The 19,413-nt window shown below is 66.3% G+C and carries 16 protein-coding genes, 1 tRNA gene and 1 riboswitch; of the genes, 12 read left to right on the top strand and 5 right to left on the bottom strand.

Features of this window, described 5'->3' with window-relative positions:
* Positions 1 to 327 precede the first annotated feature (327 nt).
* The 3 genes from LRC39_RS24250 (at position 328) to LRC39_RS24240 (ending at position 3,769) form a co-directional block, all read left to right on the top strand.
* Positions 328 to 1,539, top strand: a complete 1,212-nt coding sequence (locus LRC39_RS24250; protein WP_107357288.1) for an aspartate aminotransferase family protein — start codon at positions 328 to 330, stop codon at positions 1,537 to 1,539.
* The gene (gene argF, locus LRC39_RS24245) at positions 1,539 to 2,474 is read left to right on the top strand and encodes an ornithine carbamoyltransferase (RefSeq protein ID WP_107357287.1); all 936 of its coding nucleotides are present in this window, start codon (positions 1,539 to 1,541) and stop codon (positions 2,472 to 2,474) included. Before LRC39_RS24250 ends, argF begins: the two co-directional genes overlap by 1 nt.
* 254 nt (positions 2,475 to 2,728) lie before the next feature.
* The gene (locus LRC39_RS24240; RefSeq protein ID WP_107357286.1) at positions 2,729 to 3,769 is read left to right on the top strand and encodes an Hsp33 family molecular chaperone; all 1,041 of its coding nucleotides are present in this window, start codon (positions 2,729 to 2,731) and stop codon (positions 3,767 to 3,769) included.
* Between the two features lie 105 nt (positions 3,770 to 3,874).
* On the opposite strand, the gene apaG is transcribed toward LRC39_RS24240, so the two are convergent.
* Positions 3,875 to 4,267, bottom strand: coding sequence for a Co2+/Mg2+ efflux protein ApaG (gene apaG, locus LRC39_RS24235; protein WP_011160302.1), 393 nt, complete (start codon positions 4,265 to 4,267; stop codon positions 3,875 to 3,877).
* Positions 4,268 to 4,516: 249 nt separating this feature from the next.
* Between apaG and LRC39_RS24230 the strand changes: the two genes are divergently transcribed.
* From LRC39_RS24230 to LRC39_RS24220, 3 genes are read left to right on the top strand one after another with little or no spacing between them, the layout of a single operon-like run.
* A complete protein-coding gene (locus LRC39_RS24230; RefSeq protein ID WP_107357285.1) occupies positions 4,517 to 5,782 on the top strand; it encodes an OpgC domain-containing protein in 1,266 nt (421 codons plus the stop codon).
* Complete coding sequence (locus tag LRC39_RS24225) at positions 5,779 to 6,558, top strand: SGNH/GDSL hydrolase family protein (protein ID WP_107346303.1); 780 nt, start codon at positions 5,779 to 5,781, stop codon at positions 6,556 to 6,558. The genes LRC39_RS24230 and LRC39_RS24225 overlap by 4 nt, the downstream gene beginning before the upstream one ends.
* On the top strand, positions 6,558 to 7,535 hold the full coding sequence (locus tag LRC39_RS24220; RefSeq protein WP_346295914.1) for an SGNH/GDSL hydrolase family protein: 978 nt from the start codon (positions 6,558 to 6,560) through the stop codon (positions 7,533 to 7,535). Before LRC39_RS24225 ends, LRC39_RS24220 begins: the two co-directional genes overlap by 1 nt.
* A 142-nt stretch (positions 7,536 to 7,677) precedes the next feature.
* Here the strand turns inward: LRC39_RS24220 and LRC39_RS24215 are convergent, their stop codons facing one another.
* Positions 7,678 to 8,889: an O-succinylhomoserine sulfhydrylase gene (locus tag LRC39_RS24215; protein ID WP_346295913.1), complete on the bottom strand. Its 1,212-nt coding sequence runs from the start codon at positions 8,887 to 8,889 to the stop codon at positions 7,678 to 7,680.
* Positions 8,890 to 8,963: 74 nt separating this feature from the next.
* A riboswitch (SAM riboswitch) is annotated at positions 8,964 to 9,043 on the bottom strand.
* A 110-nt stretch (positions 9,044 to 9,153) separates the two neighbouring features.
* Between LRC39_RS24215 and LRC39_RS24210 the strand changes: the two genes are divergently transcribed.
* Complete coding sequence (locus tag LRC39_RS24210; RefSeq protein ID WP_107346300.1) at positions 9,154 to 10,260, top strand: 2'-deoxycytidine 5'-triphosphate deaminase; 1,107 nt, start codon at positions 9,154 to 9,156, stop codon at positions 10,258 to 10,260.
* A gap of 251 nt (positions 10,261 to 10,511) precedes the next feature.
* Here LRC39_RS24210 and LRC39_RS24205 read toward each other — a convergent pair whose 3' ends face one another.
* Complete coding sequence (locus tag LRC39_RS24205; protein WP_346295912.1) at positions 10,512 to 11,855, bottom strand: PQQ-dependent sugar dehydrogenase; 1,344 nt, start codon at positions 11,853 to 11,855, stop codon at positions 10,512 to 10,514.
* A 148-nt stretch (positions 11,856 to 12,003) separates the two neighbouring features.
* Here LRC39_RS24205 and LRC39_RS24200 point away from each other — a divergent pair, with 148 nt between their 5' ends.
* Together LRC39_RS24200 and LRC39_RS24195 are read left to right on the top strand one after the other, a co-directional pair.
* Entirely contained in the window at positions 12,004 to 13,053 is a 1,050-nt protein-coding gene (locus LRC39_RS24200; protein WP_346295911.1) for a hypothetical protein, read from the top strand.
* Between the two features lie 110 nt (positions 13,054 to 13,163).
* Positions 13,164 to 14,600: an MATE family efflux transporter gene (locus LRC39_RS24195; protein WP_346295910.1), complete on the top strand. Its 1,437-nt coding sequence runs from the start codon at positions 13,164 to 13,166 to the stop codon at positions 14,598 to 14,600.
* Here LRC39_RS24195 and LRC39_RS24190 read toward each other — a convergent pair.
* Positions 14,597 to 15,175, bottom strand: coding sequence for a methylated-DNA--[protein]-cysteine S-methyltransferase (locus LRC39_RS24190; protein WP_346295909.1), 579 nt, complete (start codon positions 15,173 to 15,175; stop codon positions 14,597 to 14,599). The two genes, LRC39_RS24195 and LRC39_RS24190, sit on opposite strands and share 4 nt — an antisense overlap.
* A 195-nt stretch (positions 15,176 to 15,370) precedes the next feature.
* On the opposite strand from LRC39_RS24190, the gene LRC39_RS24185 reads away from it, so the two are divergent.
* Positions 15,371 to 15,444: transfer RNA gene (locus tag LRC39_RS24185), tRNA-Gly, on the top strand.
* Between the two features lie 256 nt (positions 15,445 to 15,700).
* Positions 15,701 to 15,850: a hypothetical protein gene (locus LRC39_RS24180; protein WP_159059388.1), complete on the top strand. Its 150-nt coding sequence runs from the start codon at positions 15,701 to 15,703 to the stop codon at positions 15,848 to 15,850.
* A gap of 833 nt (positions 15,851 to 16,683) precedes the next feature.
* Here LRC39_RS24180 and LRC39_RS24175 read toward each other — a convergent pair.
* The gene (locus LRC39_RS24175) at positions 16,684 to 17,217 is read right to left on the bottom strand and encodes a hypothetical protein (RefSeq protein ID WP_346295908.1); all 534 of its coding nucleotides are present in this window, start codon (positions 17,215 to 17,217) and stop codon (positions 16,684 to 16,686) included.
* 510 nt (positions 17,218 to 17,727) lie between these two features.
* Between LRC39_RS24175 and LRC39_RS24170 the strand changes: the two genes are divergently transcribed.
* The gene (locus tag LRC39_RS24170) at positions 17,728 to 19,344 is read left to right on the top strand and encodes an alpha-amylase family glycosyl hydrolase (RefSeq protein WP_346295907.1); all 1,617 of its coding nucleotides are present in this window, start codon (positions 17,728 to 17,730) and stop codon (positions 19,342 to 19,344) included.
* Positions 19,345 to 19,413: the final 69 nt, after the last annotated feature.

Below are 19,413 nucleotides of genomic sequence, written 5' to 3'. Positions count from 1 at the left end.
ATTACAAACCGCGCACGAGATGTCGTACCCGACAGTCAAAAGGCTACAATATGCCGTGACTCGCGCGCAAGAGTCCGACCCGGTGCGTCCACACCTTCTCCTGTGAGTGAGTCCGCGAAGCCACAACAAACAGCGCGAGTGCTGCTTTCCGGCAGCACTTCGTCGAAGCTCCGTGTTGACAGTGAGTTCGACGCTTCTAGAATAATCCCACGTGCCGCCTGGAAAGGCGGCACGTTTCGTTTCCGGGGTACGTTGTCCCAGACTGCGTTCGTGTCATGCGCGTGACGCGGCCGGCCGGCGGCCCGCTATTTTCCGATCGGATCGGCCATGTCTCAGAGCGCTTCAACGTCCCATCTCCTCCCGGTTTTCGCCAGAGCGGATGTCGCGTTCGAGCGCGGCGAAGGTGTCTGGCTGCACGGAACTGATGGCGAGCGCTACCTCGACTTCACCAGCGGCGTCGCCGTCAACGCGCTCGGCCATTGCCATCCGCATCTGGTCGAAGCCTTGCAGCAGCAGGCGACCAAACTGTGGCACATGTCCAACCTGTTCAAGAGCCCGGACGGCGAGAAGCTGGCGGCGCGGCTGTGCGAACAGAGCTTTGCCGACAAGGTGTTCTTCTGCAATTCGGGTGCTGAAGCGGTCGAGTGCGCGCTGAAGATGGCGCGGCACTACCACTTCTCCAAGGGCGAGCCCGAGCGCACCCGGGTGATTACTTTCGAAGGCGCGTTCCACGGCCGCACGCTCGGCACGCTCGCCGCTACCGGCGCGGCAAAGTACCTGGAAGGCTACGGCAAGCCGCTCGACGGTTTCGATCAGTTGCCGCTCGGTGACCTCGATGCGGTCAAGGCCGCGATCGGTCCGACCACCGCCGCGATCCTGATCGAGCCGCTGCAGGGCGAGGGCGGCGTGCGCTCGCCGGAGCTGGCGTTCTTCCGCGGCCTGCGTGAGCTGTGCGACGCGCACGGCCTGCTGCTGATCTTCGACGAAGTCCAGACCGGCATGGGCCGCACTGGCGAACTGTTCGCCTATAAGCGGGTCGGCGTCGCGCCGGATTTGATGTCGCTGGCCAAAGCGCTCGGCGGTGGCTTTCCGATTGGCGCCTGCCTGTCGACCGCGGAAGCCGCGAAGGGCATGGCGCCGGGCGCGCACGGTTCGACCTTCGGCGGCAATCCGCTGGCCGTCGCGGCCGCCAACGCGGTGCTCGATATCATGCTGCAGCCGGGCTTCTTCGACCACGTCAAGAAGATGTCACTGCTGCTGAAACAGAAGCTCGCCGGCGTCGTCGATCGGCATCCGCGCGTCGTCAGCGAAATCCGCGGCGAAGGCTTGCTGCTCGGCCTCAAGGCGGTGGTGCCGTCGCCCGAGCTGATCGCGGCGCTGCGGGCCGAGAAGCTGCTCACCGTCGGCGCCGGCGACAACGTCGTGCGTCTGCTGCCGCCGCTGATCGTCAGCGAGGCCGAACTCGACGAAGCGATCGGGCGACTGGAGCGCGCCTGCGTCACGCTTGCCGGGCAGGCGGCGCAGAAGGAGGCGGTGTGATGAGCAGCTCCAGCAACACGCCGCGGCACTTCCTCGATCTGACCGAACTGCCGACCTCCGAGCTCCGCAACATGCTGGCCGCTGCGGTCGCCATGAAGGCGAAGCGCAAGGCGAACGCCGATGCCGACAAGCCGCTGGCCGGCAAGACGCTGGCGATGATCTTCGACAAGCCGTCGACCCGGACGCGGGTGTCGTTCGACGTCGGCATGCGCCAGCTCGGCGGCGAGTCGATCATGCTGACCGGCGCCGAGATGCAGCTCGGCCGCGGCGAAACCATCGCCGACACCGCGCGGGTGCTGTCGCGCTTCGTCGACATCATCATGATCCGCATCCTCAATCACGAGGCGCTGCTGGAGCTCGCCGCCAACGCCACCGTGCCTGTGATCAACGGCCTGACCCGCAAGTCGCATCCGTGCCAGGTGATGGCCGACGTGATGACGTTCGAGGAGCATCGCGGCCCGATCAAGGGGCGCACCATCGCCTGGACCGGCGACGACAACAACGTGCTGGCGTCGTTCGCTCACGCCGCGCAGCGCTTCGACTTCAAGCTCAACATCGCCACCCCGCCGCAGCTGTCGCCCAGCAAGGCGCTGCGCGACTGGATCAAGCAGAGCGGCGCGGCGATCACCATCGGCACCGATCCGGAGGAAGCCGTGCGCGGCGCCGACTGCGTCGTCACCGACACCTGGGTGTCGATGGGCGACAAGGACGGCGAGCATCGCCACAATTTGCTCAAGCCGTATCAGGTCAACGCCAAGCTGATGTCGCTCGCCCACAAGGACGCGATCTTCATGCACTGCCTGCCGGCGCATCGCGGCGAAGAGGTCACCGACGAGGTGATCGACGGCCCGCAGTCGGTGGTGTTCGACGAAGCCGAGAACCGCCTGCACGCCCAAAAGGGCATTCTGGCCTGGTGCCTCGGCGCGGTCGCGTAGTTACTTCTTCCCATGTGAGCGAAGCGCCCGCCGTGCCCCTCCCCCTTGCGGGGAGGGTCGGCCGAGCGAAGCGGAGGCCGGGGTGGGGGTGCTCCGAGCACTGAGCGTGTGGCTCCCCCACCCGACCGCGCCTTACGGCCGGCCACCCTCCCCGCAAGGGGGAGGGAGACTAAAGCCTGCCCCTTGGCATCGCTGCCATTCGCCTTCCAGTCCGGCCCTTTCGAACTTCGTCCTCTGCCCCCAGATAAGCGCCCATGACCTCACAAGCCCCCGATCCGACCACCCCCGAGATGCCCTCCGTGCGCGCGCCTTCCGCGGTGCCGATCGACGACAGCGTGCTGCCGTTCGAAGTCGGCCCGCTCGATCTGCGCGGCCGGCTGACCAAGCTCGGCCCGGCGCTCGACGAGCTGCTCGCCAAGCACGCCTATCCGGTGCCGGTCGCCAAGCTGCTCGGCGAAGCCATCGTGCTGGCGACGCTGCTCGGCTCGTCGCTGAAGTTCGACGGCCGCTTCATCTTGCAAACCCAGACCGACGGCCCGGTGTCGTTCCTGATCGTCGACTTCCAGGCGCCCGACCGGCTGCGCGCCTATGCGCGCTACGACGAGGCCAAGCTCGAGCCCGGCCTCAGCTCCGGCGCACTGCTCGGCAACGGCCATCTGGCGATGACGATCGATCAGGGCCCCGACATGCGGCGCTATCAGGGCCTCGTGGCGCTCAACGGCGGCGGCCTGGAGGAAGCTGCGCACGAGTACTTCCTGCGCTCCGAACAGATCCCCACCAAGGTGCGGCTCGCGGTCGGCGAAGAGTGGCGTGGCGGCGAGGGCGGCCGGCATCACTGGCGCGCCGGCGGCATGCTGCTGCAATTCCTGCCGAAGTCGCCGGAGCGCGCGCGCCAGGCCGATCTGCATCCCGGCGACGCGCCGGAAGGCACCCAGGTTCACACCGTCGATGAGGACGACGCCTGGGTCGAAGGCCAGTCGCTGATCGCGACCGTCGAGGACGTCGAACTGATCGATCCGGATCTGTCCGGCGAGCGGCTGCTGTATCGGCTGTTTCACGAGCGCGGCGTGCGCGTGTTCTCGTCGCTGCCGATCAAGGCGGAATGCTCATGCTCGCGCGACGCCGTCTCCCGCATGCTCGCCCGCTTCGCCCCGCAGGACCGTGCCGACATGGTCAAGGACGGCAAGGTCGTGGTGACCTGCGAGTTCTGCTCATCGGTGTACGAGTTTACGCCTGAAGAGGCGGGGGTGGAGGCGGACGCGGGTGCGACGGACGCCGAGGCGACGAGCAAGTAGTGAGCAGGTCGTAGGATGCGTTGAGCCGAAGGCGAAACGCATCATCACGGCGTGCGGAGTCTCACCTGGGTTTCGCTCCGCTCCACCCAGGCTACGAGCGCACGATCAGTTCAGCGTCCTTTTCCCTTCCGGGCTATCGAGCGAAAACGGCGGGACGTCGATCTCGAATTTTTCGCCCGCTTCGGTTTCCATCTGATAGCGGCCGGCCATGAAGCCGGAGGCGGTCGGGAGGGGGACGCCGCTGGTATATTCGAACCGTTCGCCCGGCGCGAGCACCGGCTGTTCGCCGACCACGCCTTCGCCGCGCACTTCCTGGGTTCGGCCAGAGGCGTCGGTGATCACCCAATGCCGGGTGCGCAGCTTGACGGTTTCTTCGCCCGAATTGGTGATCACCACGGTGTAGGACCAAAAATACTGCCGGTTCTCCGCCGAGGAACGCTCCGGCAGATAATTGGGCTCAACGGTCACTTCGATCCGGCGGGTGACGGCGCGGTACATGCTCGATTTCCAGCTCTTGGCCCAAATATAGCGAAAATCAGCGTTGAAACCAGTCGTTCGGAACGACTTTCAGGTTGTGGTCGCGGGCCTCCGCGGTTTCAACATAGTTCCGCGTTAGCCAGCGGCCGCGCCGGAGCGGCGCCCTTCATGGCTGCGTCAGGGTGTCCGCCGAATGCCGTCAGACCTTCGCCGCCGGCAGCTCGGCTGCTATAGCAACGACAGGCGCATTGCGCGCCGCAATGGAGCCGCATGACTCCTCCCGTCACCACCGTTGCCGAGCCGATCACCGGTGCGCCGCCCGCAGGCGGTCCGCCGGCCGAGCCGGCTGCGCCGCCATCGCGGCCGGCGACCCCGCCGCCACGCAAGCCGGCGCCGAAGCGGGAATTGCGGCTGGATCTGTTTCGCGGTCTGGCGCTGTGGCTCATCTTCATCGATCACCTGCCGGCCAACGTGCTGACCTGGTTCACGCTGCGGAATTACGGTTTTTCCGACGCCACCGAGATCTTCATCTTCATCTCCGGCTACACGGCGGCCTTCGTGTACGGCAAGGCGATGACCGAGCTCGGCTTCGTGGTCGCGGCGGCGCGCATCCTGAAGCGGGTCTGGCAGATCTACGTCGCGCACGTGTTCCTGTTCACGATCTTCCTGGCCGAGATCTCCTACGTCGCCACCAGCTTCCAGAACCCGCTGTACTCCGAGGAAATGGGCATCCTCGACTTCCTCAAACAGCCCGACGTCACCATTGTGCAGGCGCTGCTGCTGCGGTTTCGCCCCGTCAATATGGACGTGCTGCCGCTGTACATCGTGCTGATGTTCTTCCTGCCGCCGATCCTGTGGCTGATGCGGCGATGGCCCGACATCACGCTGGGGCTGGCGACGCTGCTGTACGCCGCGACCTGGCAGTTCGACCTGCATCTGACCGCATATCCGAGCGGTGCCTGGGTGTTCAATCCGTACGCCTGGCAGTTGCTGTTCGTGTTCGGCGCCTGGTGCGCGATGGGCGGAGCCAAGCGGCTGTCGCGGGTGCTGGCGTCGAAGGTCACGCTGTGGCTGGCGGCCGCTTATCTGGTGGCGGCGTTCTACGTCACGCTGACCTGGTACACGCCGCAATTGTTCCACACCCTGCCGAAATGGCTCGAGCAGTGGATGTACCCGATCGACAAGCCGAACCTCGACGTGCTGCGGTTCGCGCACTTCCTGGCGCTGGCGGCCCTGACGGTGCGGTTCATTCCGCGCGACTGGCCGGCCTTGAACTCGCCCTGGTTGCGGCCCTTGATCCTGTGCGGCCAGCACTCGCTCGAGATCTTCTGCATTGGCATCTTTCTCGCTTTCGCCGGCTATTTCATCCTGGCGGAGGTCTCCGGCGGCGCGGTGCTGCATTTCTTCGTCAGTGTGACAGGGATTTGCATCATGTCTGCCGCTGCGTGGCTGTTCTCGTGGTACAAGAATGTGGCGAGCAAGGCCGGGGCGCGACCACCACCGGACGCCGACCTCGCAGGAGGCGATGCAGCATGAAGGCCGTGGCGATGGCCGGCTTGAAGTGGATGGTGGCCGTGGCGCTGCTCACGGCGGTCGGCTTGTCGCCCCGCGCAGCCGTCGCCGAGGATGCTCCCACCTGTGTTCCGCCAGCCTATCTGCTGGCCAGCGAAGCCAAGCTGAAGGGCGTCGCCGCGGCGCTGAAGACCACCCACAAGCTCGACATCCTGGTGGTCGGCAGCCGTTCTTCCACCATCCTGTCGGCCGAAAACAGCTCGTATCCCGGCCGGTTGCAGACCCTGCTGCGCGACCGTTTCCCGGGCGTGACGATCAACGTGATGGTCGAGATGCGGCCGAAGCGCACCGCGGCCGACATTGCCACCGGGCTGGCGGCGCTGGTCGCCGAACGCAAGCCTGTGCTGGTGATCTGGCAGACCGGCACGTTCGACGCGATCCGCTCGATCGACCCGGACGATTTCCGCACCGCGTTGGGGCAGGGCATCGATGCGGTGAAGCAGGCCGGCTCTGACATCATCTTGATGAATTTGCAGTATAGTCCCCGCACCGAGACCATGATCAATCCGGCGCCGTATCTCGACGCGATGCGGGTGGTGGCGCAGGAACACGACGTCCCGCTGTTCGACCGCTTCTCTCTGATGCGCCACTGGAACGAGACGGGCGAATTCGATCTGTTCAGCCCGGCGCCGGGGATTGATCTGGCGCTGCGCGTGCACAACTGCCTGGCGCGCGCGCTGATGGCATTCGTCATCGAGGCTGCGCAGACCGATCCGGCGGAGGCAAGGACCCAGCGTTAATGAGAGTTTCCGGCCCTTTGAGATCGACCGCCGTCGCGGCGTTTTTGGCGACGGCGTCCCTCCTGATCGCTCCTCCGCAAAGCTTCGCGCAGACCCCATCGGAGCCAGCCCCGCCAGCTGCCGAGGCGGCGCCGGTCGTGGCGCCCGGCGAGGGCGAGGTCGATGTTTCTACGCTCGAGCGCAAGAAAACCGTCGCGGGCGCCGCGCTCGACAAGATCAAAGATGTCGCCAAGCAGGCCGGTGACATCCTCGGCCGAGTGCCCTGCCTGCCGCCGAAGGGCGGCGCCAAGTCGATCGGAGCTTTGCCGCGGGTGGCGCGCAAGCTGGCCGATCACCGCCCGGTGGTGATCGTGGCATTCGGCTCGTCCTCCACCCAGGGCTACGGGTCGACGTCGCCGGCCTTCAATTATCCGAACCGGCTGGCGGCCCAGCTCCGCCGCCATTATCCGGCCTCCGACATCACCGTGGTCAACAGCGGCAAGGGCGGCGAAGACGCGCCCGAAATGATGCGGCGGCTGAAGTCGACGGTGCTGGATGCGAAGCCCGATCTGGTGATCTGGCAGGTCGGCACCAACGCGATCCTGCGCAACCTCGATCCGGCCGACACCGGCAAGCTGGTCGACGACGGCATCAAGGCGATCCAGTCCGCCGGTGCCGATATCGTGCTGGTCGATCCGCAATACGTGCCGCGCGTCAACGAACGCGGCGAGAACGCCGGCAAGATGATCAAGGCGCTCGGCCGGCTCGCCGAGCTGCGCCGTGTCGGCATTTTCCCGCGGTTCGAAGTGATGAAGGAATGGCACGAGCAGCAGGCCATCCCGTTCGACAAGTTCGTCATCGCCGACGGGTTGCACATGAACGATTGGGGCTACGCCTGCTTCGCGCAGCTGCTCGGCGACGGCATCATCCGCTCGGTCGACCAGGTCCGCCTCGGCACCGCCGGTCCGAGCGACGTCACGGCATTCCGGCCGATGTAACGAACGACGCGATGACTGCGGTCATCGCGCGCGCAATCACCTGATCGACGTCACGTAACCGCCGGTCACGACGTTACCGAAACAGTCCCGGACGACGCTTTGCGTCGCCCGATACTTTACGTTGCTGCCGACGGCGGCTCGCTCACACCTTGTCGAGCGCGGCGAGCAGATCCTCGATCAGATCGTCTTTGTGTTCGAGGCCGGCCGACAGCCGGATGAAGCCTTCGCTGATGCCGAGTTCGGCGCGCGCTTCCGGCTTCAGCCGCTGATGCGTCGTCGTCGCCGGATGGGTGACGAGGCTCTTGGCGTCGCCGAGATTGTTGCTGATCTTCACCAGCTGCAGCGCATTGAGGAAGCGGAACGCCTCGGCCTTGCCGCCCTTCACTTCGAAGCCGACCAGCGTCGAGCCGGCGCCCATCTGCTTTTTCACCGTGGCGGCCTGCGGGTGATCGGCGCGGCCCGGATACACTAGGCGCGGCACCTTCGGATGGCCAGCCAGCGCATCGGCGATCGCGGCCGCATTGGAGGTCTGCTTCTCGACCCGGACTGCCAGCGTTTCCAGGCCCTTCAGCAGCACCCAGGCGTTGAACGGCGACAGCGACGGGCCGGTCTGGCGCAGATACATCTGGATGTGTTCTTCGATGAACGCCTGCGACGACAGCACCACGCCGCCGAGACAGCGGCCCTGGCCGTCGATGTGCTTGGTGGCGGAGTACACCACGACGTCGGCACCGAGCTGCAGCGGGCTCTGCCAGATCGGCGTCGCGAACACGTTGTCGACCACGAGCCGTGCCCCGGCGGCATGCGCAATCTCGGCGATCGCGCCGATGTCCAGCACGTCGAGGGTCGGGTTGGTCGGGCTCTCGAGGAAGAACGTCTTGGTGTTCGGCCGGACCGCGCGCTGCCACTGGTCGAGATCGAGGCCGTCGACCAGCGTCGACTCGATGCCGTAGCGCGGTAGCAAGTCTTCGACGACGTAGCGGCACGAGCCGAACATCGCCTTGGAGGCGACGACGTGATCGCCCGCGCGCAGCGGCGCCAGCATCGCGGCGGTCACCGCCGCCATGCCGGTGGAGGCCGAGCGCGCCGCTTCGGCGCCCTCGAACTCCGCCATCCGCTGCTCGAAGCTGAACACGGTCGGGTTCGAGAACCGCGAATATTGGAAGCCGGCGTCGTCGCCGGTGAAGCGCGCTTCGCACTGCTCGGCGCTCTCGTAGACGAAGCCCTGGGTCAGGAACAGCGCCTCGGACGTCTCACCGAATTGCGAGCGCAAGCTGCCGGAATGCACCAGGCGGGTCTCGCGGCGGAAATGGGCCGTGGCGGGAACGGGAATGGTCGGTTTGGACTCGGACATGTGGTCTCCAGCGTGCCCACATCGGACGATGCGGGCACAAAAAAACCGGCCTGGGGCTCAACCCTCGGGCCGGGACCACAACGTCCCCGGCCTGTTTAGCGACTTGTTTAACGTGGCTGCAAGCCGGCCGGCTCAAATCACCACGGGATAAGTCGGGCTCTTAATCCTCCGTACTCTTCCCGTCAAGCCGGGCTTCGGCTAGCGGTTGAAGCTCGTATCTGAGTTTCCCGGAGGGCATGGCTTGCGCTCCGAAGGACCGACATCGTGCCGTTCACCCTGCCGCCCGACGCCAACGGAATTCTGCCCGACCGCATGATCGCGGCGATGACGGAGTCGGGCCTGATCCTGCCGGACTATCCGTTCGTCGAGAGCCAGATCCAGCCGGCCAGCCTCGACCTGCGACTCGGGCCGATCGCCTACCGGGTGCGCGCCAGCTTCCTGCCGGGGCCGGACTGCACCGTGGCGGAGCGGATCGACGAGCTGAAGCTGCACGAGATCGACCTGTCGGACGGCGCTGTGCTGGAGACCAACTGCGTCTATATCGTGCCGCTGCTCGAAAGCCTGGCGATGCCGCGCCACATCGTGGCCGCCGCCAATCCGAAAAGCTCGACCGGCCGGCTCGACGTATTCACCCGGGTGATCGCCGACGGCACCCGCCGCTTCGACATGATCGGCGCCGGCTATCACGGCCCGCTCTATGCCGAGATCAGCCCGAAGACCTTCCCGGTGCTGCTCCGCGAAGGCTCGCGGCTGTCGCAGGTGCGCTTCCGCGTCGGCCAGGCCACGCTGGAGCAGGACGAGCTCGACGCGTTGCACGACGCCGAGCGGCTGGTCGATGCCGACGACGCGGACCTCACCGGCGGCGTCGCGCTCAGCGTCGATCTCTCGGGCGAGAACTCCGACGGTTTTGTCGGCTACCGCGCCAAGCGCCACACCGGCGTCGTCGATATCGATCGCCGCGGCGGCTATGCGGTCGGCGAGTTCTGGGAGCCGATCGCGGCCCGCCCCGACGGCACGCTGATCCTCGATCCCGGCGAATTCTACATCCTGGCTTCGAAGGAAGCCGTGCAGGTGCCGCCGGACTACGCCGCCGAGATGGTGCCGTTCGATCCCTTGGTCGGCGAATTCCGCGTGCACTATGCCGGCTTCTTCGATCCCGGCTTCGGTTACGAAGGCGCCGGCGGATCGGGTGCCCGTGCGGTGCTGGAAGTTCGCTCGCGCGAAGTGCCGTTCATTCTCGAGCATGGCCAAATCGTCGGCCGCCTGATCTACGAAAAGATGCTGTCGCGCCCCGACGCGATGTACGGCCAGCGCATCGGCTCCAACTACCAGGCCCAGGGCCTGAAGCTGAGCAAGCACTTCAAGGCGTGAGGCGGACTATCCCGCTCCTTCATCGCCTTGGCTGTGTTCGAGCCGGATGCTATCGTTCTAGCATGAAGACATTGCCGGTCACGAAGGTCAGTGCCGAGCAGTTTCTCGTCTGGCCGGGGCTGGCCGTCGCCACAACGCAATCGTCGTGACTCTGACGGCCGCGATTTCGGGAGCGTCTACGATTGGTCGCGCAGGACTCCAGTCTCTCCGAATGACCGCGATCGAGCCCGCTCCAGTCGGTTTGCGGCCGTTCAATTGGACGCTGCCTCAGTACCCGCCGGGGTCACCCGCCAGATCGCGTTGCCGACGTCGTCGGCGACCAGCAGCGCGCCGCGCTGGTCCAGCGCGACACCGACCGGGCGGCCCTGCGCCTGTTCGTCGGCGTTGAGGAAGCCGGCCAGAACGTCGCGCGGTGGCCCGGACGGTTTGCCGCCTTCGAACGGGATGAAGATCACCTTGTAGCCGGAGTGCGGCTTGCGATTCCACGAGCCGTGTTGGCCGACGAAGGCACCGCCCTTCATCGCGTCGGGAAACAGATCGCTGGTGTTGAAGGCGAGCCCGAGCGAGGCCGTGTGGTTGCCCAGCGCGTAGTCCGGCACGATCGCTTTCTCGACCAGATCCGGCCGCGGCGGCTTGACGCGGTCATCGACGTGCTGGCCGAAGTAGCTGTACGGCCAGCCGTAGAATCCGCCGTCCTTCACCGAAGTCATGTAATCGGGCACGAGGTCGCTGCCGATCTCGTCGCGCTCGTTGACGACCACCCACAATTCGCCGGTCTCGGGATGAAAGGCCGGACCGTTAGGGTTGCGCAGGCCGGACGCGAACAGCCGCGTCGCGCCGCTCTCCCGGTCGACCTCGATCACGGCGGCGCGGTTTTCCTCGACCGCCATGCCGTGTTCGGCGGCGTTGCTGTTGGAGCCGGAGGTCGCGTACAGCTTGCTGCCGTCCGGGCTGGCGACGAGATCCTTGGTCCAGTGATGATTGAGCGGGCCGGCCGGCAGATCGGCCAGCTTTTCGCCCGCTGCGGTGATCCGGGTGTCGCCCGGATTGTAGGGGAAACGCACGATCGCATCGGTGTTGGCGACGTAGAAGTCGTTACCGACCAGCGCCATGCCGAACGGCGAATTGAGGCCCTGGAGGAACGTCTCGCGGATCTCGGCGACGCCGTCGCCGTCGGCATCGCGCAGCAGGGTGATGCGGTTGGCGCTTGGCGTCCGGGCGCCGGCCTGCCCCATGACGTACTCGGCGACCCGGCGCTTGAGGCCCTTGCCCTCTTCGGGGCGTTCCGGCGCGTTGGTTTCTGCCACCAGCACGTCGCCGTTCGGCAGCACGTGGATCGTGCGCGGGTGATCGAGCCCCCTCGCGAACGCCGTCACCGCAAGTCCCTCGGCCGGTTTCGGCGTGGCGCCCTCCGACCAGCCCACCGCCTTGGCGATATTGACCGTCGGCAACAGCGTGTTCGCCGGCTTCGGCAGCGTCGGCGAGGGGCCGAAATCCTCGCCCTGCGCCAGATTGGACTGATCGCCGCAGGCCGCGAGCGGCAGCACCAGGGCGAGGCACAGGGCGAGCCGGCTGGTTGGAAGCGATCGGCGCATCGACAAATCTCCACGGGAGGAACTGAACAATGGCAATGTCGGAAGCGGGGTTGTGTTCAAGTCCCACCCGTGAAAATCAGTGAGACGGCTGGTCGCAGGGCGGCTGCGGCAGAAACCACGAACAAGAACGACAACGGGAAGAGAGCCGATGGGAGAAGCGTCCGAGACCGCGCAGGCGGTGCGGTCGCGCGCATGGCGCGGCGTCGCCGATCTGTATCATGCGGTGTTCACCGGCTTGGTCCTGTCTCTGGTCAGCCGCCGCGGCACGGCGGATGCCGCCGAATTCGTATTCCGGGTGTTTCGCCGTCAGCAGCAGGAACGGTTCGTCTCCGGCCTCGCCAAGCTTGGGCTCAGCGATCTGCCGCCGGCGGTCGCGGCGGCGCAGTATCACTATCTGTCGAACTGGATCGGCGGCGTGCATGTCGAATACATGTACGAAACCGATCGCAAGGCGTGGATCCGCTATCCGCCGCCGCGCTGGATCTGGCGCGGCACCGCGATCTGCGGCGTGCCTTCGGAGGTATCGAAGGCGATGCTGCGCGGCTGGCACGCCAACAATGGCGTCGCGCTCGGCAATCTCAAGCTCGGCTTCGTCTGCACCAAACAGAGCGTCGACGGCCAGGATGGATTGGAAGGCTATTACTACGAGGCCGACCACGCCCTCAAGCCGGATCAGCGACTGCAATTCGCCCGCCATCTCGAAGCGCCGCTGTTCGATCCGGCCGCGGCGCCGGCGCTTCCGGCCGAAAGCTGGCCGAAGTCGCGGCTGGAGAAGGCCTATCGCAACTACGCGATGGAATATGTCCGCACCGCGGCCCCAACCCTGGTGCAGCTGTTCGGCCCGCTCGATGGCGGCTATCTGCTGCATCTGACCGGCAAGCTGATCGGGATGCAGAGTTACGACGAGCTGGCACCGGCGCTCGGCGTCACCGGCCGCGATGCCGCTGGCTTCGCCGCGATGCTGCGCGCGCTGCTCGATGCGCAGGGTGATGAGGTCGAGCTGCGCGAGGTCGACGGCGGCTTCGAAGTGCGGCAGCGCGGCTGGAAACTGATGGACGGCGTTGCCGACGCCGATCCGGCCTGCGTCCGGGTGCTCGAAGGTCTGGCCGAGGGGCTGGCCGCAGCGTGCGGCCGGGGCATCGCTGTCAGCCTGGCCGGCGATCACCGCACCGCCTCGCTGGTTTGGACGGTGCGCTGAGCCGTTCCGACCTATCTGCGGGTGGCCATGCGCGGTGCGACCATCGCGCCGGCCCGGAACGGTGATAGGAAGGCTGACGCCCGGCCGAAGATCGGGCTCGGGGGAAACGCATGTCCGATATTGCCGTGGCGGAGCTGCCACCGGTCGCGCAAGCCGCGCCGGCTCCGCCTGCGCCGTCGCCTCCGCCCCCCAGAAATCCGCTGCTCGACGACGGCATCCTGCGCACGCTGCTGCGGCTGTCGTGGCCAAACGTCGTGGCGTTGACCGCCGGCACCTGCGTGGCGATCGCCGAGACCTCCTATATCGGCCGGCTCGGCACCGAGGCACTTGCCGCGATGGCGCTGGTGTTTCCGTTCGTGATCCTGACCATGACGATGTCCGGCGGCGCGATGGGCGGCGGCGTCGCGTCGGCGATCGCGCGGGCGCTCGGCTCCGGCGATGACGACCGCGCCGCGGCACTGGCGATGCACGCGCTGCTGATCGGGCTGTGCTTCGGCCTGGTGTTCACGGTCGGGATGCTGACGTTCGGCGAGCGGGCGCTGGCGCTGCTCGGCGGCCGCGGCGCGGTGCTGAGCCAGGCCGCCGGCTACGTGCACATCTTCTTCGCCGGCGCGGTGGTGCCGTGGCTGATGAACACCTTTGCGGCGATCCTGCGCGGCACCGGCAACATGAAGCTGCCGTCGCTGATGATCCTGAGTTCGGCGATGCTGCAGATCGTGCTCGGCGGCGCGCTCGGCCTCGGTTTCGGGCCGATCCCGCGGTTCGGCATGCCGGGCGTCGCTGCCGGCACGCTGACGGCGTTCTCGATCGGCGCTGCAGTGATGGCCTGGGTGATCTTCTCCGGCCGCGCCGGGGTGAAGCCGCGGCTCGCCGGCCTGCGGATCGAGCGCGGCATGTTCGTCGACATCCTGAAGGTCGGCGCGGTGTCGTGCTTCTCGCCGCTGCAGTCGGTGCTGACGATCACGATCTTCACCCACATGCTGGCGCATTTCGGCACGGCGGTGCTGGCCGGCTACGGCATCGGCGGCCGGCTCGAATTCATGCTGACCTCGATCGCGTTCGCGGTCGGCATCGCCTCGGTGCCGATGATCGGCATGGCGATCGGCGCCGGCCGGGTGAAGCGGGCGCGGCAGATCGCCTGGACGGCGGGGCTGGTGTCGTTCCTGTTCGTCGGCGTGGTCGGCACCGGGATCGCGATCTTCCCGCACCTTTGGATCGACCTGTTCACCGACGACACAGCGGTGCGGCTCGCCGGCGAGCAGTATCTGCGTGCGGCCGCGCCGATGTACGCCTTCATCGGGCTGGCGATCTCGATGTATTTTTCCGCGCAGGGCGCCGCCAGGGTGCTCGGACCAGTGCTGGCGCAGACCGGGCGGCTGCTGTTCGTCGTGATTGGCGGCTGGCTGCTGATCAAACACCACGGCAGCACCGGCAGCTTCTATCTGCTCGCCGCCGGATCGATGGTGCTGCTCGGGCTGACGTCGGCGCTCAGCGTGCTGGTGACGCGCTGGGGGCCAAAGCCGCCGGCCGTGCCGATCGTCCGCTAGCGGTCAGCCTGCCGCGGGGCAAACGGCAGCAGCACGTCGAACAGGCTTGGGCCGCTGGTGGCGAGCGCGCCTTCGAGCGACAGCAGGCGCCGCCGGGTGATGGCGCCGCCATTGGCGCAGATGCCGCTGGTGTCCCCTGCGGCTGCGAGCGCGCGGTGGCACGGCACGATCAGGGCGAACGGGTTGCGCCGGATCGCCTGGCCGACCGCATGCACGGCGCCGGAGGCGCGGAGCTGCTTGGCGATCTCCGCAAAGGTCAACGTCTCGCCGCGCGGGATTGCGCGGACCGCCGCATAGACGCGGCAATCGAACGTCGGAATCCCGCCGAGATCGAGCGCAACGTCGGAGAAATCCCACGGCTCGCCGCGCAGCGCCGCCGCAATGCCGTCGATCACCGGTTCGATCCAAGCCTCGGCACGGCTCTCGCGGGCATCCGGGCAGAGCCGCAGCAGCTGGCGGCGGGTATCGATCTCGCGGCTTTCGGCCAGCTGCACGGCAAGCACGCCGCCGCGATCCCATGCGATCGCGCAGCGGCCCATCATAGTGTCGAAGATCGTATAGGCAGCCCCAGCCATGTCACAACCATACCAGCGAAAAGCGGGGACGCATCTGGAAAGTAAACAAATTATTAACAACATTAACGAGTCGACCGCGCCCTGCGGCGAGGGGGCTGCGGCGTCGCGCGCGGCACCCGTCGATGATCGCCCCTTGGCGGCGCGCCCGGTCTCGGCTAGATCAGAGTCCGTCGCCGCGTCAGCGCGGCGCCCGGCGCGGGCGTAGTTCAATGGTAGAACGGCAGCTTCCCAAGCTGCATACGAGGGTTCGATTCCCTTCGCCCGCTCCAACCTCCCTACGCCTTTCCCTGATCCCGATCGGCTGTTGTTGCGGGTTACCGCGAAGCGGTTGCGGCTTCCGCCAAACCAGCGTTGTTCGGTACGCTATCGCGCGCCAATTCCGGAGTTGGGGCCGTTGTGGCGGCTTGCTCTGCGCTGCGCGCACGGCAGCCTGCATCCGGAGTGTGCTCCGGTTGATCGGCGTCAACGCCGCCGCCGCCGATCAGCAGGAAGCTTAGTTACTGCTTCATTGCAGGGGGTACGGCAATGACGACCACCATGATGACTTTCGACATCTTGCTGTTGGCTGCGGCCGCAGTGTCGACGGTGCTGATTTTGTTCGGCGTAGTAATCGCGAGCGGTCATGAAGGCGAGCATCAGCACGCCAACGCCCGCGTGATGTCCCGTCACGACTGATCGTCACACGACCTTTCGCGGTCGGCCTCAGGACTTGCCGACCGCGTTGTTCAGGTCGTGCTTGATCGTCTCCAGCAGCGAATTCAGCACATCATTGTGCGCAGGCGCTTGGCTGCGCGCAGGTGCCGGGATCGGTCTGTTGGGTGAGCGATGCTGAGCAGAAGGTGTGACCGGCGGCAGTGGTGCCGGTAAAAGCAGTTGCGCCGTGGTAAGCCGATTTCCGGCAGGCTGAGACTTGATGTTTAGTCCGGGCGGCGCCGGTCGCTGTGGCACAGCGGATGTCCGAGGCGGAGGATGAGCGGCGCTTCGAACCGGTGGGAGCACTTCACGGGTTGCCACGGGTGGGCGAGTTGCGGCTTTCCGAGGGGGCCCCATCACGGCTGCCGTCTGTGGCTGCCGCAGTGAGGCCGGCTTCGCCGGTGCGAGCGACGCGGCGCCTTCCGGGCTGACAAAATCGCCGTACAATACGTCGCTGTGGCGGCCCATCCACCACATCGCTGCCGCATAAACCGCAGCGAGTCCGATAATTCCGATCAGGCTGAGCTCCAACATCAGGCGGACCTCGCCGTTGCAAGGTGCACTAATCGCGTCCTTGCTGTCGTTGACCGGGATAAGCGCCTCCAGTCGGCGGTGACGGTCGGCGCTGTGCCCTGGATGCTGAACTCTGTGTGCGGCGAACGCATATGTACTCCCGGAACTAATCGATTGATTCCGGAACCTACTTGGCCGTGCAAGTCATTTTTAATCTAATTCAAAATTGTTGCGACGCAAAAAAGAAGCGCCGGGCAAAGCCGGCGCTTCTAGCAACTCAATAAGTGATCGGCGATCGCCGATTAGCGACCGGCCAGCACCGGCAGGCCGAGCATCGACGAGAACGGCGCCGGGTTGTTGATCAGCTGAGCCGAGGCCTTCTGATTGCTGGCGAGCGACGACCTGGCGTCCTGATTCTTGGTCAGCGACGACCACGGCTTCTGGCTCGAAGCGAGGGACGACCACGGCTTCTGCGACGCCGACAGCAGCGGACCGAACATCGAGGACAGGAAGAAGTTCGGGCTGGTCAGCTCGGGGAAAATGCCGCCGAGGGTGGTGCGGGAGTCGGTCAGCCGCGGCGCGCCGGTCAAGCGGGCGGACGAATCCACCAGCGAAGCGCTGCTGCCGTGGCGAGAGGAGACGTCGCGGATCGCGCCGTGGCGGTTGAGGATCGCGTCGGCCTGTCCACCCTTGCCGAACGGCGGGTCGACCGTGACCAAGGTACCGTCCTTGTCGCTGGAGACGATCGCGGCGTTGCTGAACGAAGCGGCCTTGAGCTCCGCGACGGCCGCCTGCGCCTTGGCCGCGTCCTGATACACCTTGAAGATCTGCGTCATTACTACCTTCCTCTAGAGTGATGCGTTGGTTGGAATTTCAGTCTTTGACCGACAATTCGTTGGCAACCCACCCAGTTCCCAACTTGGCATAGTTTCGCGACGCGGCAAGCCCTGCAAACACCAGGTTACCGGCGGCATCGCGCCGCAGCAGAACCTGCTTGCTTGCAGTAAATAATCACTTGCGATCAAGACGGTTCGATCAACTCCAGCCGGATCGTCAGTTCACGAATGCGTTGACCGGTAGCCCGGTATAGTTTGTCCTCGGCATCGACGCCGGCCGCCAAGCGCACCGTGCCTCCGATTCTTGCCGGGCTGATCCTGACGCTCATCTCCGACAGACGGATGACTCTGGCGTGGCCCGGTGCCGCCGCCCCGTCCAGGGACGTCAGACGCAAGGCATCCGTTCACCGCCCTGACGCACGACTGTGCAACCACAGCGATCCGGATTCGGCCGTGCTCGGAACAAAGCCGCGCCCTGTCGCGTCTGAGACCGACAGGGGAGAGAGCTGAATGGAAACCGTTGCGGGCGCGTCGTGGTGGATGGCGGGGGTGCTGTATCAGATCTATCCGCGCTCGTTTCAGGACAGCAACAGCGACGGCATTGGGGATTTGCGCGGCATCATCGATCGGCTCGGCTATCTGTCCGATCTCGGCGTCGACGCGATCTGGCTGTCGCCGATCTTCCCGTCACCGATGGCGGACTTCGGCTACGACGTCGCCGACTATGTCGACATCGACCCGATCTTCGGCACCATGGATGATTTCGACGCGCTGGTGCTCACCGCGCATGCCCGCGGCCTGAAGGTCATTCTCGATCTGGTGCCGAACCATTCGTCCGACCAGCACCCGTGGTTTGTCGAGAGCCGGTCGTCGCGCCACAATCCAAAGCGCGATTGGTACATCTGGCGCGATCCGGCGCCGGATGGCGGGCCGCCGACCAATTGGCTGTCGGAATTCGGCGGCAGCGGTTGGGAATACGACGACGCTACCGGCCAATATTACTATCACGCCTTCCTGAAGCAGCAGCCCGATCTCAACTGGCGCAATCCGGAGGTGCGGGCGGCGATCTTCGACGCCATGCGGTTCTGGCTGCGCAAGGGTGTCGATGGCTTTCGGGTCGACGTGATCTGGCATTTGATCAAGGACGACCAATTCCGCAACAACCCGCCCAACCCGGATTTCCGCCCCGGCGTGCCTCCGCACGCCGCGCTGCTCCCGGTGTATTCGGCCGATCGGCCGGAGACGCTCGCGGTGGTGGCTGAGCTGCGCAGCGTGATCGAGGAGTTCGATCATCGTCTCCTGATCGGCGAGATCTATCTGCCGGTCGAGCGGCTGGTGGCGTATTACGGCGCCGGGCTGAAGGGCGCGCAGCTGCCGTTCAACTTCGCGCTGCTGTCGACGCCATGGCGTGCCCGCGAGATCGCGGGGCTGATCGAGCGGTACGAGCTGGCGCTGCCGTCGGGCGCATGGCCCAACTGGGTGCTGGGCAATCACGACCGGCCGCGGGTGGCGGGCCGTGTCGGACCGGCGCAGGCGCGCGTCGCTGCTATGCTGCTGCTGACGCTGCGCGGGACTCCGACGATGTATTATGGCGATGAGCTCGGCATGGAGCAGGTCGAGATCGCGCCCGAGGACGTCCAGGACCCGTTCGAGAAGAACGTGCCGGGGATCGGTGTCGGTCGCGACGGCTGCCGTACGCCGATGCAGTGGGACGCCTCAGCGAATGCCGGCTTCTCCGATGCTCGGCCGTGGCTGCCGCTGGCGCCCGACGCCACCCAGGACAACGTCGCCAATCTGCGGGCGGACGCGCAGTCGATCCTTAATCTGTATCGCGCGCTGCTGCGGCTGCGGCGGCAACTGCCACAGCTCGCGCTCGGCGATTATCAGCCGCTCGCCGCGGACGGCGACCTGTTGCTGTATCGCCGGCATCATCAGGGTCAGTCGGTGCTGGTGGCGCTCAATCTCGGACCGGATCCGATCTCGGCCGCGTCGGACGCCATCGGGCTCGATGGCGAGGTACTGCTGTCGACGATGCTCGACCGCGCCGGCGAACGCATCGGCGCCACGCTCGATCTCCGCGGCAACGAAGGCATCATCGTCGGCCGTGCGCCGGAGGAGGTGGTGTAGCCGCCCGAGCCCGACCTTTTCCAGCAGCTTCTCCGTCATTGCGAGCGAAGCGAAGCAATCCAGGGCTTC

The sequence above is a fragment of the Rhodopseudomonas sp. P1 genome (assembly GCF_039642825.1).
GTDB lineage: Bacteria > Pseudomonadota > Alphaproteobacteria > Rhizobiales > Xanthobacteraceae > Rhodopseudomonas > Rhodopseudomonas palustris_H.
Note: the sequence above shows the minus strand (reverse complement) of the source record. Positions and strands in the feature narration are given on the sequence as shown.

Coding starts and splice junctions, on each gene's coding strand:
- LRC39_RS24250 (WP_107357288.1), top strand. CDS start 328: ATGTCTCAGAGCGCTTCAACGTCCCATCTCCTCCCGGTTTTCGCCAGA.
- argF (WP_107357287.1), top strand. CDS start 1,539: ATGAGCAGCTCCAGCAACACGCCGCGGCACTTCCTCGATCTGACCGAA.
- LRC39_RS24240 (WP_107357286.1), top strand. CDS start 2,729: ATGACCTCACAAGCCCCCGATCCGACCACCCCCGAGATGCCCTCCGTG.
- apaG (WP_011160302.1), bottom strand. CDS start 4,267: ATGTACCGCGCCGTCACCCGCCGGATCGAAGTGACCGTTGAGCCCAAT.
- LRC39_RS24230 (WP_107357285.1), top strand. CDS start 4,517: ATGACTCCTCCCGTCACCACCGTTGCCGAGCCGATCACCGGTGCGCCG.
- LRC39_RS24225 (WP_107346303.1), top strand. CDS start 5,779: ATGAAGGCCGTGGCGATGGCCGGCTTGAAGTGGATGGTGGCCGTGGCG.
- LRC39_RS24220 (WP_346295914.1), top strand. CDS start 6,558: ATGAGAGTTTCCGGCCCTTTGAGATCGACCGCCGTCGCGGCGTTTTTG.
- LRC39_RS24215 (WP_346295913.1), bottom strand. CDS start 8,889: ATGTCCGAGTCCAAACCGACCATTCCCGTTCCCGCCACGGCCCATTTC.
- LRC39_RS24205 (WP_346295912.1), bottom strand. CDS start 11,855: ATGCGCCGATCGCTTCCAACCAGCCGGCTCGCCCTGTGCCTCGCCCTG.
- LRC39_RS24200 (WP_346295911.1), top strand. CDS start 12,004: ATGGGAGAAGCGTCCGAGACCGCGCAGGCGGTGCGGTCGCGCGCATGG.
- LRC39_RS24195 (WP_346295910.1), top strand. CDS start 13,164: ATGTCCGATATTGCCGTGGCGGAGCTGCCACCGGTCGCGCAAGCCGCG.
- LRC39_RS24190 (WP_346295909.1), bottom strand. CDS start 15,175: ATGGCTGGGGCTGCCTATACGATCTTCGACACTATGATGGGCCGCTGC.
- LRC39_RS24180 (WP_159059388.1), top strand. CDS start 15,701: ATGACGACCACCATGATGACTTTCGACATCTTGCTGTTGGCTGCGGCC.
- LRC39_RS24175 (WP_346295908.1), bottom strand. CDS start 17,217: ATGACGCAGATCTTCAAGGTGTATCAGGACGCGGCCAAGGCGCAGGCG.
- LRC39_RS24170 (WP_346295907.1), top strand. CDS start 17,728: ATGGAAACCGTTGCGGGCGCGTCGTGGTGGATGGCGGGGGTGCTGTAT.